Source organism: candidate division KSB1 bacterium (genome assembly GCA_024655945.1).
Classification (GTDB): Bacteria; Zhuqueibacterota; Zhuqueibacteria; order JANLFK01; family Oleimicrobiaceae; genus Oleimicrobium.
On sequence record JANLFK010000010.1, the window covers coordinates 110,302 to 125,696 of the forward strand.

General features: G+C 63.1%; 8 protein-coding genes. All 8 read right to left on the reverse strand.

Translation table 11 applies throughout. From position 1 onward, the window contains the following. Positions 1-59: 59 nt before the first annotated feature. The gene (locus tag NUW13_12330) at positions 60-5,705 is read right to left on the reverse strand and encodes an MG2 domain-containing protein (protein ID MCR4439803.1); all 5,646 of its coding nucleotides are present in this window, start codon (positions 5,703-5,705) and stop codon (positions 60-62) included. Between the two features lie 222 nt (positions 5,706-5,927). Further along, a complete protein-coding gene (locus NUW13_12335) occupies positions 5,928-8,141 on the reverse strand; it encodes a PBP1A family penicillin-binding protein (GenBank protein ID MCR4439804.1) in 2,214 nt (737 codons plus the stop codon). Between the two features lie 137 nt (positions 8,142-8,278). Continuing rightward, positions 8,279-9,064: a UDP-2,3-diacylglucosamine diphosphatase gene (locus NUW13_12340; protein MCR4439805.1), complete on the reverse strand. Its 786-nt coding sequence runs from the start codon at positions 9,062-9,064 to the stop codon at positions 8,279-8,281. Between the two features lie 210 nt (positions 9,065-9,274). Then, a complete protein-coding gene (locus NUW13_12345; protein MCR4439806.1) occupies positions 9,275-11,761 on the reverse strand; it encodes an ATP-dependent Clp protease ATP-binding subunit in 2,487 nt (828 codons plus the stop codon). Positions 11,762-11,828: 67 nt separating this feature from the next. After that, complete coding sequence (locus tag NUW13_12350) at positions 11,829-12,944, reverse strand: protein arginine kinase (protein ID MCR4439807.1); 1,116 nt, start codon at positions 12,942-12,944, stop codon at positions 11,829-11,831. Then, positions 12,916-13,440 (reverse strand): UvrB/UvrC motif-containing protein, encoded by a 525-nt coding sequence (locus NUW13_12355; GenBank protein ID MCR4439808.1) that lies wholly within the window; start codon positions 13,438-13,440, stop codon positions 12,916-12,918. Before NUW13_12355 ends, NUW13_12350 begins: the two co-directional genes overlap by 29 nt. Beyond that, positions 13,437-14,141: an ABC transporter ATP-binding protein gene (locus NUW13_12360; GenBank protein ID MCR4439809.1), complete on the reverse strand. Its 705-nt coding sequence runs from the start codon at positions 14,139-14,141 to the stop codon at positions 13,437-13,439. Before NUW13_12360 ends, NUW13_12355 begins: the two co-directional genes overlap by 4 nt. Positions 14,142-14,144: 3 nt before the next feature. Further along, positions 14,145-15,389, reverse strand: a complete 1,245-nt coding sequence (locus NUW13_12365) for a lipoprotein-releasing ABC transporter permease subunit (protein MCR4439810.1) — start codon at positions 15,387-15,389, stop codon at positions 14,145-14,147. Between the last annotated feature and the right edge of the window lie 6 nt (positions 15,390-15,395).

The window sequence follows — 15,395 nt, forward strand, 5'->3', positions numbered from 1 at the left end:
ACTTTGGTCTGGACACACTCCCATGGCCAAGGCTTGCTCCGCCCCCATCATGCAATGGCCTATTCTGTCCTCCGCACGCGCACACGGGTGCCTGCCCGTCTCCCAAAGACTTCTGGTTCGTACATCTGCGATGCACAGGTGGCAGGCATGCCAAAGTCGCCGACGGTGGTGGCGCGCGCCAAGTACGTGTAAGTGTGCACCCCTGCGCGCAGATAGTCCGCGAACAACAGCACCCGGTCGTCGTGCAGCTCCACGTGGCTGAAGCCGCCCCAGGAGGTCTCCTCCCATGCGCCGGAGCTCAGCTCTGCGACCCGTTCGGCCTCGGCCGCAGCCATCTGCAAGGAGATGTCCACCGCCTCCATCCCGGCCGGCAACGGGTCATCCACCACGACAAAGGTCCGACCCTGCGGCGTGATGACTTTGAGCTCCACCTTGAGCAGGGTTCCTGGAGCAAAGGAGAGAACTTGCCCCTGCGGCTGTCCAGAGAGCGGAGTGATGGCCTTCACCACGGTGAGCCCCTCGTCTCTTGTGGGCAAGGGAGCGCTGGGGTAATAGTTCATGCGCACGCCGTAGTAGAGCTGGCCCGTTCCCGACCTTTGCACCTCCACCGGCAGGCGTTTCCCCTTGGCCAGTTCATCCAGGCCCACAGTTGCCCGCCTGGTCGCCAGGTCTCGTCCAGCAAAGGTTTCGCTGAGCAGGCTCTTGCCGGCGACGCGTATTTCCGCTTTGAAATTGGCCGGCTCTTTCTCGTAGATGGCAAAATAGCGGGCCAGCGCCATCAGCGCGAACACGTTCTCCTGCGTGCTGCGCCACAGCCCATTTTTGCGCTGCGCCATCAGCCACTGCACGACCTTATGGTCCAGTGGGAAGCCGCCCCGCGCTTCCAGCAGCGCCTCCAGCACGACGGCCGTGGTCCGCACATCCGAATGGAAGATCCACACCAGTTCGCCAGGCTGCTCTTCCTCGAAGTGTGCCGCGATAGGGTCCACCCGGACGCTGTTGAGGAGTGCCTCGGCCAACTCCTGCTGGCGCTCCTCGGCCATGCCGGCTGCCCCCAAAGCCCTGAGCAGCATAGCCTTGCCAAAGAGCGGCAAGCGCCCACGCTGTTCGTACAGGTGGTCCAGGTAAGCCTTGTCCGGCTCGCCGGCCCGGGCCAACACGTACGCGGCCAACACCTTGCTGGTCAGCCATGCGCGCTCCGGCAGGGTGTAGGGCGAGGTGCCCGGCTTTTCGCGGAGAAAGGCGCGCAAGTACTTCAGGCCCTGCCGCAGGACTTGCTCGTCCACCTTGTAGCCATGGGCGCGCGCCTCGACCAGCGCTTGCAAGGCGTAGGCCGACACAAAGGGCGCTACCCGCCGCTCACCCGGCCAGTAGGAGAAGCCGCCGTCTGGAAGCTGGTAGGCCCGGAGCTCGCACAACGTGCGGTTGACCACCTCGGCAAAATCATCACCCGCCAGAGCGGGCAAGTCAAAAGCTCTCACCAAGTCGCCGGCGACTATCATCGGCAGCACTGAGGAGACGCGCTGCTCAAGGCAACCATAGGGATAGGTGAACAGATACTCGGCACCGGGCGCAAGCTCGGTCATGGCCGTGGACGAAGCCGAGACCTCAAGACTCCCCATGCCGGGCATGGAGTTCGCCGGCACCTCTACCGCCTCGCTCACTCGTCCCTCGGTGCGCCCGGAGGTGGCCACGCTCTCTTTGGGCTGCGGCTCCTGGAGGGGAATTGTTACGCGCACGGCATCGCTCAACCCGCCCATGCGCGCCGAAAAGGTGAAGGTAGCCCTGCCTGTCCTCTGCACCTCAACCGGAAAGCGCACCTCCCTCGCCTGCCCTGGAAGAACCGCGACTTGAACCGTCGTTCTGTCCTTGAGGAGCACGCCCTCCGCCTGCACAGCCACCTGCACGTCACCGGCAGTTGCCGTCTGATTGTGAATAATCGCCCCGGCTTCGAAGGTATCTCCCACCCGGGCGAATCTCGGCAGTGCTGGCTGCACCATGAGCTCCTTGTTCACGACAAACTCGCATTGGCCACGACCGAAGCGGCTGTCCTTGCTCTGCGCCACGGCCATGACCACGTATCGCGTCAGATTGTCCGGCAGCCGAAACCTGACCACCGCTTGTCCGTTGGCGTCGGTGAGCAGCTCGGGATTCCAGTAGGGCGTGAGCACAAAGCGCGAGCGCAGGGCCTGGGCGGCAACTCCCCGAAGCTCGCCGCCGTCACCGCCGCGATGCTCGCCCTTCTCGCCATAGTTCCGCTGTTCCACCACGTGCAGGCGCGTCTCGGCAGTCTGCACACTGAGGGGGCGCGGCCCGTAGAAAGCAAAGAACGGATCGGGCAGGCGATAACCAGTGAGGTTCAGCACCGCTGCATCTACCACTGCCAGTGCCACCTCGCCGCGCACTGGGGACCCCGCTGCATCGCGCAGATTGACGGTCACGCTCACCTCCTGGCCCGGGCGGTAGGAGGTGCGGTCAGTCTGCACCTCCAGTTGCAGGTGGCAGGTGCCAGGATCGACATTGAGCCCCACATAGCCAATCTTGAAGGCCGGTCTGCCCACATCTTCACCCTCTGCTGAGAAGACGTGGCTGGCAGTCCGTCCTTTGAGGAGAATGACGGAAACGAACACATTGGGCAAGTCTTGCTCCTGCAGGTGGATCTCTATCCTGGGCGCGGTGCCCTTGACGTGGCGGACCCAGTGGCGGAGGACGGTCTCCCGCTCCACGGTCACCAGGGCCTCTGCCTCCTCGAAGGGCGACTTGACCAGAATGCTGGCCACCTCCCCTGGCTTGTAGGAAGCGCGCTCGGCCACCAGCTCCAGCAGGTCGTCATCGCGCCTCTGCCAGGCAACGTACTGCCTGCCGGTCGCATAGACAGGCGCCCAGGTGGTGACCTGGTTGCCGCGGCCATCCTGCCCCTCGGCGCACAAAAAGTAGCTCCCCGCACTGGTGAGCAGGAAGGAAAGCTGCTGCGGCTCCTCGCCGGTCACCACGTATGCCGAATCCACCACCGTGCTGACCGCCTTGCTTATCCACTCGTAGCGCCCGCCCACTCCGGCCTTGCGCACCGAATGGTATTGCCTCTTCGCCAGGGTCAGCCGCACCTTGACCCCTGGCACCACCTTGCCGTCGGCGTCAAGGGCAACCACTTGGTAGTTAAGCGGCCGCCCTTCCCTCGCCATCGTCGAGCTTAGCAGGATGCCGAGGGCGAACTCTCCGGGATGGAGTGTGGCCGTGGCGGAGCTACTCACGTGCTGGCGGCTGGCGCTCTCCACATCGGCGGAAACGGTGACCTGCATAGGTGCCTTGAGGCCGAGGCTGGCAAGAGGTGCAGAAACGCGCAACAGGCCGGCATTGTCCAGCTTGCCCTGACCAGAAGTGAGAAGGCGCGTGCGCGGCTCTGCCGCCTGCTCTTCCTCCTCCATCATCCACTCCTGGACGCCGAAAAAGTAGCCGTCGTAGCCAGGCGGCGAGAAGCTGCTCGGATAGAGGCGCACCCACCACTCCACTGGCTGCTGTGACATCGCCCCGCCGAACAGGTAGGCGCCGGTGACCGTGGCGTGGAGAGTGTCGCCGGCTATGTACTGCGCGCGTTCGGTGCGCACCTTCACCTCACATTCTGCCGGACGATATGCCTCCACTCGGAACACACCCTCCGCAACTGGCTGAACATACACGCCCTGTGCGGGCTTAGCCCGGGAAGAGTCCACCGTGACCCGGTAGTAGCCGAGGGGGGCCCCCTCTGGCACCGCGTAGTCCAATGCCAAGGAACCGAACGCGTTCAAGGCGACGGGCTTGTCCCAGACCACTTCGCCGCGCGAGTCGAAGACCTTGACCTGCGGGCGGAGGCGTGCGGGGACCTGCCACTCCTCACGCACCTTCTCGCGAATCACGCATTTGACGTGCACCGTATCGCCGGCGCGATAGATGCTGCGGTCCGCGAACAGGATTCCCTGAAAGCGCTGCGGCTCAGCTTGCCAGTCATAGTCGATGCCAAACCGGTAGGGGTAGATACCGGTTCCCCAATCCGAGGCGGTATAGGCCACGTCCCGCCCGTGGTAGACAAGTACCCACAGCCGAGGCTTCTCCCACGCCTGCTTCGGCATAATGCCCAGCCGTTTCCAGCCGGGGGCAGTGGCCAACCCTTGGGCCTCAGTAGTCGCCTGGTAGTACACCCGGTTGTCATCGCCCCGCAGCTCAACCACTGCTCCTGGCACAGGGGAGGCGTCGGCCAGGCGGGTCACGTACACCAAGACGTCGTAGGGCGAGAACTTGGCGGTGACCCCCAGCTCGGTCACCTGCAGCAAGGCCTTGCACACCTCGTGACGTGGGTCGGGAAGCTGGTTGTCCACCTGAATGAACACCAGCCCGTGGGGAGCACCGGCCAGCACCCAGTCCACGTTGATGGGCACCAATTTGCGCTCGTTGCGCTTGCCCGGCAACTTCCAGATGCGGTCCACGAGGAAAGAGCTCGCCGGTCTGGTAAAACTCGAGTTGAACAGCTCCGGCTGGAGCAAGAGAGGGATCAGAGAATCGGGCACCACCTTCGCCAATTGCAGGCGCACACTGGGCAGGTTCACGTACTCCAGAGGATAGCGGCGGTCGCCCACCGCCTCCAACACGCCCGGGCCGGAGGTCATGATCAGACGGCTGGGGTAGGGACCGGTGGTCACGCGCAGTCGCGCCGCGCCCACCAAGCGATTGCCGTAGGCGTCGGTGAGCGAATCATCGATGACTACCTGGTAGGCCGTGTCCGGGAGAAGGGGGAACCATAGTTCCACAGTCTGGAGATAATAGGTGCGCTCGAAGTAGCTCTCTGGGATCTCGACTGGCGGCGAAAAGTGGAGATGCCTGACCAGCTCCGCAGGAGTAACCGGGTTGCTGAACTTGAAGGAAAGCGGCTGTTGAGGGTCATGACCGACCTGTTCCCTCAGCTCCACCAGGCGCAAGTCGCCGTACGTCTGGAACCTGATCCTTTGCTCGCGAAAAAGACCGAGAGAGCCCTCCGCAGCCAACAACCCCTCTTTGAGCAGAACCACGTACGCGGTCTGGCGCCGCAGAGGCGCTTTCGGCCGCAGCATGAGGACCCTGGAACTGTCGCCTCGTACACGCCAATCGCCCTCGATTTCGTCAGCACGGGGGTGAGAAACCGTGAAGGAGATTGCGCGCCCGGTCTTTTCCTCGCTCCAGCTCAGATACGGCCTGGCCCTGTCCGGCGCCATGGGGATGTTGAAGAAGAGAACCACAGCCTCCTCAAGGAGCACCCCGGAAGCGCCGTCCTCCGGCTGCACGCTGGTAAGCAGGGGGCGCGGTGTCTCGAATTCCCACGCCACTTCCTGGGCGAGGCGCTCGCCGCTGAGCGCCGTGACACCCGCCGGCACTTTCACTGCGAAGCGCGTGGCATACGGCAGAGTATCCTTTGGCACAAAGGCGAGCGAGGTTGTGCCCAGCCAGCGGTACGTGCCGGCAAGAGGCGGTTCGATGAGCAGCGGGCCCTCGGTCGCCACCTCACCGAGGGCCTGCAGGGGAACCATCGGCTGGTTGAAAGTGACCACGATGCTGCGACAATCCGCGAGCGAGGCCACTGGCCCCTTCGGGGTGGTGGCCACCGCTGCAAACGGCTCCTGGGGCGAACTGCGGGCGACCCAGCTTGTGCCGCTACCAATGAGCAAAGCCAGCAGTGCAGCAACTACGGGCCGCTTCATCGTCCATCCTCCTTGTCTTAACGTGGCGCACATGACGGCATCGTGCGGAAGGGCAAAGGTCTGCCGGCGAGGCTGGAGCGATTGCCGCCTCGGCTGGACTACGTCTGTAGCCGTCTCCCCATGGCCATCGCGCCCGATCTCTCTCCGCCGAATGCTCATGAGCGGGGCTCGTGGTGGGCTAAGTGCTCAGAACCCGATCCCCCTTCTTGCCAGAGTTCAACCTTAGAAACGGATCTTCCGCTTGCTGGCCTGGTCAGGCGCCCCTTGGTCGCGCAGCGGGGCGCCACTGTGCTTGTTGCAGTAGGCACTCGGGGCCTGTTCGCGCGGAAACACCTCCGTGACGATCTCCGGGCAGCTCTCCGTAGCCAAGAGTTTGGTCTCGTTGCAGATTTCCACCCGCACCACCGACTCGGGCATGACAAAGTCTTCGACCGGGAGTTGCAAGGTGTCGTGCGCTGCCCTCATGAAAGGGGCCCAGATGGGGAGCGCCGCCACCGCCCCGGACTGACCGCCGCCCAATGTCACAGACGGGTCATCGACTCCCACCCATACGCCGGCGGCAATTTGCGGCGTGAAGCCGATGAACCAGGCATCGGAGAAGTCGTTGGTGGTGCCGGTTTTGCCAGCTGCCGGCCGGGTAAAGCCGTACACGGTGCGCGCCAGACGCCCGGTGCCCCGACCCATATCCAGCACGTCGCGCATCATGTCGGTGATGATGTAGGCGCTCCTCTCGGACAGCACTTCCTGTGGCACCGGGTGGTACTCTTCCAGCACATTGCCGAACTTGTCCTCAACGCGCAGGATGGCCAGCGGGCGCATCAACACGCCCTTGTTGCCGAAGGCCGCGAAGGCAGCCACCATTTCGATGGGAATAACCGTCTCTGCGCCGAGCGCCAGGGCCGGCACCGGCAAAAGAGGCGTGCTGATGCCGAGCCGCTTGGCGTATTCCACCACCACCTCCGGGGGAACCGCCTCCAGGATCAAGCGTGCGGTGACCAGGTTCAACGACCTGGCGAGGGCCTCGCGCAAGGTGGTCTTGCCCCCCACGGAACCGTCGTAGTTTGAGGGCGTCCAGCGCTTGCCCCCGGGCACGTCCAGCACCACCGGCTGGTTGAGCAGCTCATAGCACGGCGGATAGCCGTTGTCGATGGCCGCCAGGTAGACGAACGGCTTGAAGGCCGAGCCGGGCTGCCGGTGCGCCTGTGTGGCGCGATTGAACTCCGATTCGCGAAAATCGCGCCCGCCGACCATGGCCAGGATGTACCCAGTGTTCGGCTCCAGCGCCACCAGCGCCACCTGCACCTTAGCCTTCTCGTTGAGAAGCGAGTCCACCAAGGCGCGATCCCGCATGAGGGTGCGCAAGCCGGCCTTCTTCAGCAGCGAGGGCGGCACCAACTTGGCGAACTCAGTCTCCGGGTGCGCGAGAATCCAAGCGCGTTGCCGCGCTTCCACGGTGGGGATGTGCGCGGCAATGGCGCGATTGGCGCACGCTTGCACTCTCGTGTCCAGCGTGGTGAACACACGCAAGCCACCAGTGTAGATATCCATGCCATAGCGCGCAATGAGCTCGCGCCGGACGTGCTCGGCAAAGTAAGGGGCCAACTCCTGCTCCATTGGCTCCCGGCTCACCACACCCAGAGGTGCCTCTATTGCCGCCCGGTACTCTTCCTCGCTGATGTACTTGAGATCCCGCATGCGCCGCAAGACCAGATTGCGGCGGCTCAGGGCGCGCTCCGGGTACCTGAAGGGCGAATAGTACCCGGCATTGGGCAAGAGAGCAGTGAGGAGCGCGGCCTCAGGCAACGTGACCTCCTGGACGTGCTTGCCGAAGTAATAGGTCGCAGCCGCCTCCACACCGTAGACGCCGGGCCCCAGGTAGGACTGATTGAGGTACATCTCCAGAATCTCGCGCTTGCTGTAGGTGCGCTCGATCTGGATCGCGGTGAAAATCTCTTTGATCTTCCGGCTGATGGATTTTTCCTTGGTCAGGTAGAGGTCGCGAGCCAGTTGTTGCGTGAGCGTGCTGACCCCGCGCGGCGTCCTCATGCGCAGCACGCCGCTGAGCGCGGCCTTTACCCAACGCCGCGGCACCACTCCCCAGTGACGGAAGAAGCGGTGGTCCTCCGAGGCCAGCACGCTTTTCCACACATAGTCCGGCATGCTCGCCAAGGGCACCAACACCCTGTTCTTGACGTAGAACTCCTTGAACACCTGCCCGTCCGCGGCGTACAGCTTGGTGGAAAGTTCGGGACTATATTCTTCCAGTTGCTTCAACGAAGGCAACTGCCGCGTGAGGGCAAGCAGATATGCCGCGATACCCAAGATGAGCACAAGGAGGGCTATGCCAAGCGGGCGCCGCCACGTGGGCCCGCGTTGGTCATTGCCCCTATCGCGCAAAACTGTCGCCTGCAATGAACGTCGGAACTTCCTTCTCATAAAACCTCGCTATCAAAATGGAGCGCCGCCATGTTGGCGCGCTTCTGCTTTCTCGCTCCTCACAAAAATCGCCTTCACGGGCAGCACCAAGCGGCTGGAACAGGTCGACCCAAAGGGCGCCCGCTGAGGCACCACGCTTATGGCGCAGCCACCGGGAGCGCCACCTGCGCCACGTCTACGGCACCTTGCTCTGCTGACCACCTCTTGAGCCAGATCCCTCCCTGGTCAATCACGCCGAAGGAAAAGTGCCTGATCCAGTCCCCGGGGTTGAGATACACCCCGCCGTCAAGCTGCTGGCACACCGGCTCGTGGGTGTGGGCCAAAACTACGACGTCGAACCCCTGCCGAAGCGTCTGCTGCGCAAAGGCGCGATAATCCTCGTGCGCGGAGAACTCCCGCTGCGCGCCATGGTTGCGACTGAGCTCCGAAAAGAACTCGGCGATGGGCACTCCCACGTCGGGGTGGACCGCCCGGTACAGGGCGGTGGCGATCCTGTTTTGCAGCACGCGCTTTAGCAGGCGGTAGCCGCGGTCCTTGGTGTAGAGACCGTCCCCGTGGGAGACAAAGACCCTCTGCCCGGCCACCGTCGCCTGGAAGTCTTGCGGGTGCACGGTCACACCTACTTCGCGCGTGAGAAAATCGCGCATCCAGAAATCGTGGTTGCCCGCCACATAGTGCACCTCGGTACCTGAGCGCACCAGCTCAGACAGCGCGCACAGCGTGCGGAAGTAGCGGTTGACCACTACGCGCCGATACTCGAACCAGAAGTCAAACAGGTCACCACAGATGCAGAGCATGGCAAAGCATGGGGCCGCCTGTGCGAGGAAGTTATGCAGCCGCGCTGCCTTTTCCTCTTCAGTCGCGCTGCCACCCCCGCGCAGGTGCGCATCAGCAATGAACGCAGCATGAGGCACAGAAATCATCTTCGGCGCGATCCAGTGTTCATCAGGCGAGTAAATGTAAGGAAGCGCCCGGCAATTGTCAAGTCTTTCTTGGCCCCCTGGGCTCGGTGCCCGGGTCGGGCCATGAGCCGCCGGCGTTACCGGCAAAAAAGAGCGCCCGTCCCAGGGTCAGCGCTCTCGGACGGGCGTTGCGGAACGAATGCTCGTGCCTGCCGCCCCTGCACGCAGGGCTCAATTGCTCACCGCCTCGGTGCGCCCCTCCTCGCGCGGGCCGTCCCGGCGCACCGGCTTGCGGCCGATCTCGGTGAAGGTCAGGTTTCCCCCTTTGTGGCCGATGCGAATGCGGCTGCCGTCACCAAACCTGCCGCGCAAGATCTCCTCGGCAATGGGGTCTTCCACCATCTTCTGGATGGTTCGCCGCAGCGGGCGCGCGCCAAAAACCGGGTCGAAGCCCTTCGTGGCCAGCAGCTCCCGTGCGCCCTTGGTCAACTCCACCTCGATGTCCCGGTCCTTCAGCTTCGTGGCCATCTCCGCAATCAAGATGTCGACGATCTTGACCATGTCGTTGAGGTTGAGCGCTCGGAAGACGACGATTTCGTCCACCCTGTTTAAGAATTCCGGGTTGAAGATGCGCTTCACCTCGTCCATGATGCGCTTCTTCATGCTCTCATAGTCGGAGCGCTCATCGCCCTTGGAGAAGCCGAAGCCGCCGGTCTTGCGAATCTCGCGCGCACCAATGTTGGAGGTCATGATGAGGATGGTGTTCTTAAAGTCGACTTGCCGCCCCAGGCCGTCGGTGAGCCGACCGTCGTCCAAAATCTGCAGCAGGATGTTGAAGACGTCCGGGTGAGCCTTCTCGATCTCGTCAAAGAGCACCACCGAGTAGGGGTGGCGGCGCACTTTCTCGGTGAGCTGTCCACCCTCTTCGTAGCCGACGTAGCCCGGAGGTGCGCCGGTGAGCCGCGAGACGGAGAACTTTTCCATGTACTCGGACATGTCGATGCGAATGAGGGCCTGCTCGCTCTCGAAGAGGTAACGCGCCAGTTCTTTGGCCAGTTGCGTCTTGCCCACGCCAGTGGGGCCGAGGAAGATAAAGGAGCCGATAGGCCGGTTGGGGTCCTTGAGCCCGGCGCGCGTGCGTTGGATGGCCTTGGTCAGCACGCGGATCACTTCATCCTGCCCGATGATGCGCTGGCGCAACTCGTCCTCCATGCGCAGGAGACGCTCCGACTCGGACTGCGCCACCTTCTGCACGGGAATGCCGGTCATCATAGAGACCACGGCAGCAATCTCCTCCTCGGGCACAGTGGCCACGATCTTCTGGTCCTCCTCCTCCCACTTCTTGCGCGCCTCCTCCAGCTCGCGCATCAGCCGCTTCTCTTGGTCGCGCAGCACCGCCGCGCGCTCAAAGTTCTGGCTGGCCACCACCGCTTCCTTTTCGCTCTGCAGGCGCTTGACCTTTTCCTCCAGCTCGGTGATGGCCTTGGGGACGACGATGTTGTTCAGGTGCACGCGTGCCCCTGCCTCGTCCATGACATCGATGGCCTTGTCCGGCAGATAGCGGTCGGTGATGTAGCGCTCCGACAGCCGCACCGCCGCCTCGATCGCCTTGTCGGTGTACTTCACATGGTGGTGCTTCTCGTAGCGGTCCTGCAGGCCCTTGAGAATCTGCAGGGTCTCCTCGGGCGTGGGCGGATCGACCATGATCTTCTGGAAGCGGCGATCCAATGCCCCATCCTTCTCGATGTACTGCCGATACTCGTCCAAGGTGGTGGCGCCGATGCACTGCAGCTCGCCACGAGAGAGGGCGGGCTTGAACATATTGGAGGCGTCCAGTGAGCCGGAGGCGCTGCCTGCACCGACGATGGTGTGCAGCTCGTCGATGAACAGGATGACGTCCTTGGCCTTGACCAGCTCGTTCATGATGGCCTTCATGCGCTCCTCGAACTGGCCGCGGTACTTGGTGCCCGCCACGATGGCCCCTAAGTCGAGGGTGACCACCCTCTTGTTGTGCAGGACACGCGGCACCTTCTTCTGCACGATGCGCAGGGCCAGGCCCTCAGCGATGGCCGTCTTGCCCACCCCCGGCTCGCCGATGAGCACCGGGTTGTTCTTCTTGCGCCGGCTCAACACCTGCGCCACCCGCTGAATCTCCTCGTCGCGACCGATAATTGGGTCAAGCTCCCCCCGGCGCCCCAACTCGGTGAGGTCGCGACCAAAATGGTCAAGCGCCGGTGTCTTGGAACCGCGTTGTGACGACAGTTCCTTGTCGGAAGACATTTCGCCTTGCATGATACTCTCCAACTCCTGGGCTACTGCCTCATAGGTCACATCAAAGGTGTGCAGCACCTGGCTGCCAACATCGTCGCGCTCTTTGACCAGGGCCAGCAGCAGGTGCTCAGTGCCGATGATGTCCGAGCGATATCGTTCGGCCTCATTGTAGGCCATCTTGAGGGCCTTCTCAGCCCGGCGGGTGAAGGGGATATTACCGTAGGTGGTAGTCTCGCCCGTCACGCCCACGGCATCCTCCACGGCGCTGCGGATTTCGTCCAAGTCGCAGCCCAGGCGCTGCAAGATGGTCACGGCAAGCCCTTCGCCCTCGCGAATCAGACCGAGCAGAAGGTGCTCGGTGCCGATGTGATCGTGCCCCAGCCGCCTGGCTTCGTCCCTGGACAACTGGATGACCCGTTGCACCCGCTGCGAAAAGTTGTTTCTCATGGCACCAACTCCATTATGTCCACCCCCCATGCAAATGCGCTATGCCACGCCGGAGGAATGCTCCCTGTCACACCTCCAGATAGTCGCGGACAAACTGCGCGCGATAGGCATCGCGCTCTTCGTTGTCCATCTCTTTGCCCGCGCGCTTTTGCAAATGCGCCGGCAGGGCAATCACCAGGAGCTCGTTGAGCCGCCTGCGGGGGATAGGCGGCAATAGCCCCAGCTCGCTCCCCACGCGCACTGCCGGCAGGAGATTCATGAGCTCCAGCGAGGAAATCAGCTGTGCGTGCTGCAACAGTGCCCGCGCGCGGTACACCAGGTCCCTGACCCGCAAAGGGCGCTGCTGCAGCAATCGCGCCCGCGCTTCCCGCTCCAAGCCCACGAGGCGCTCGGCAATGTTGCGCACGCGCTTGATGATCGCCTTCTCCGCCCGCCCTAAGGTGAGCTGGTTGGAGATCTGGAAGATGTTCCCTTGCACGCGGCTCCCCTCGCCATAGAAGCCACGCACGGTAATCTCGCTCCCCGCAAACTCCTTGAGCGCCTTGTCGACCTCCTCAAGCAGCGCCAATGCCGGCAGATGGGCGAAGATGGACACGCGCATCCCTGTGCCGGTGTTGGTGGGGCAGGCTGTCAGGTAGCCAAACTGCTCGGAGAAGGCATAGTCGAGCTGCTCGCCGAGCTCGTCGTCCAGCGTGCGCACCGCTTCCCACGCCTCTTCGATCTGCAGACCGGAGGCGATGGCCTGCAGGCGCAAGTGGTCCTCCTCGTTGACCATCACCGCAAGGGTCTGCGTCCGGTCCGCGAACACTACGGCCTGCTCGGGGCGCTCGGCAGACTGCGAGCTCACCAGGCGCCGCTCCATGAGGAAGCGCCTATCCAGGGCGGAGAGCTCATCCAGCCGCACGTGCAGCGTCTGCCGCAGCGCCCGGCTTGTGGCCATCGCCTCAGCCACCTGGCGGCAGACGCTTTCCCGCTCCTCGGCAGGGGCGGCTCCAGGGAAGCGAAGACCGTGCAAGTTGCGGGCCAGTCGCACGCGACTGGTGATGATTATGTCGGCCTCCGGCCCGCTCCCGTCCAGCCACGCACAGAGCTGGCCTTCCAGGACGGCAACCGCCGCGCTTGCCCTTGTTCTGGCCTGCGCCTCTTTGTCCTCTTCACTGCTCCCCATGCTTCGACCTGCCACGCTGGGTCTCCAGATCGGTGATCAGGTCCCTGAGGCGCGCCGCCTCCTCAAACTCCTCCCTAGCCACTGCCTCGGCCAACTGCTGCCGCAGCCGCTCAATGTCCGGGTGCTCCACGGCATCGCGTAACGCTGGCGGCCGCATACCGATGTGCTTATTGCTCCCGTGGATGCGCCGCAAGATAAACTTGAGGTCTTCACGGAAAGTTTCATAGCACTGGGCGCAGCCAAGGAGTGCAGTCCGCTCAAAGTCCTCTTTGGTGATGCCACACCCTTGGCACTTCAGCGAGCCTACCGTGCGCGTGCTCGTCGGTAACTGCGTACCGAGAAACCCCACAATCATGGCGCCAAAGGTGGAGGGCAAAGCGCCAAAGGGAATGGCCAAGCCCTTCTCCTCCGCGCACTGCTTGCAGAGGTGGAGCTCGGTGTGCTCGTCATTGATGACCTGGGTCAATTTGAGCGTGGCCGGGTTGACGCCACACAGGTCACACACAATCATGAGCGGTTCGCCACCACGTTGTTCTTGATGCGCCCGTCATAGAGTTCGATCACCCGGTCTGCCTGGCGCGCCAGTTCCAAGTTGTGCGTCACGATGATGAGGGTGCGATTGTGTTTCCTGCTCAGTTCCCACATCAGGGCATTCAGGGCGCGACTGGACTGCAGGTCCAAGTTTCCCGACGGCTCATCGGCTAAGATCAGCTGCGGCCTGTTGATGAGCGCTCGGGCCACCGCCACGCGTTGCTGTTCGCCCCCAGAGAGCTCCGACGGCCGGTGGGCGGCACGCTGCTCCAGACCTACCTCGGCCAGAAGGGTCATCCCCACGTCCTCCAACTCCCGCCGCGAGCGCCCGGCGATCAAGCCTGGCAGGATCACATTCTCCAGCGCCGTGAGCTCCGGCAGCAGGTGGTGGAACTGAAACACAAACCCCGCGCGCTTGTTGCGAAACTCTGCCAGCCGGCGGTCGTCCAGGCTGAACACGTCGTGCCCATCGATGAGCACGCGCCCCTCCGTCGGCCGATCCAAAGCCCCCAGGATGTGGAGCAAGGTGCTTTTCCCTACTCCCGAGGGCCCCACCACCACCACGATCTCCCCCTCCAAGACTTCCAGGTCGATCCCTTTCAACACATGCAGGCTCCCCCGCCCAATGGGGTAGCTCTTGTGAAGGTTCGTCGTGCTCAGGATCGCTCTACGCTGCGCCATCTCCTACTCGTATCGTATAGCCTGCACGGGATCCAGGCGCGATGCCTTCCACGCCGGGTACAGGGTCGCCAAATAGCTGATGAGAATCGCCGCTAAACTCACCCACACAAAGTCCGTCCACCTCATGAGTACCGGCAAAAAGTTGATGATGTAGACGTCACCGGGCAACGAGAACCACTTGTACTCCAATTGCGACCAGCAAAGCACATAGCCGGCGACACAGCCCAGTACCGTGCCCACCACGCCAGTGATGAGACCCTCGAACACAAAGATCTTCATGATGCTCTGCGCCGTGGCCCCCATCGATTTGAGGATGCCGATCTCCTTGGTCTTCTCCAAGACAATCATGATCAAGGTGCTGGCGATATTGAAGGCGGCAACCATGATGATCAGGCTGAGGACGATGAAGGCTGCCCACTTTTCGATCTGCATCCACGAGAAGAGGTTGCGGTTCATGTCAAACCAGGTGGTAGTGCGGTACGGATACCCCAGGCGGCTGTCGATCTGCTGCGCCACCCAGCGCGCGCTGGACAGGTTGTCCAGCCGCAACTCCAGCCCGGTGACCCCTTGCCCCATCTTGAAGAGCTTCTGCGCGGACTCTAACGAGATGTAGGCAAAGGTATCGTCGTACTGATACAGACCTGTCTGGAAGTAGCCGGTCACCCGAAACTGCATCACCGGAGGCATGGGGCCGAACATGCCCGTGACCCCCACCGGACTGATGATGGTGACCTTATCGCCGACTCCTACCACGAGCTTGTCTGCCAAGTTGAAACCCAGGACAATGCCAGGGAGGGGTCGCTCTCCCTCAGGGCCTTCGGCCATGCCCAAGTCGAGCTTGCCGTAGACGATGTTCCGCTGCAAGTCCGAGACCTTGACCACCGTCTCCGGATCCACCCCTTTGACCACCAGGCCTTCGCCACTGCTCTCGGCTGAACGGATCAGGCCCTTTTCCACGATGTAGGGAGAGATGCCCAGAGTGTGCGGTATGTCCTGGATCTGGCGAATCACCTGGCCATAGTCCTCGATGCCACGGTCGTGGTAGGTGCCCACGCGCACGTGCGCGTCAAAGCCGACGATGCGAGAACGCACCTCACTTTCGAAGCCGTTCATGACCGAGAGGACAATGATCAGCGCCGCCACACCGATCATCACGCCGAACACCGAGATGTAAGTGATCAGCGAGACGAAGCCGGTGCGGCGCTTGGAGCGCAGGTGGCGGCTGGCGATGAGCAGCTCGTAGTTCATGGCCCG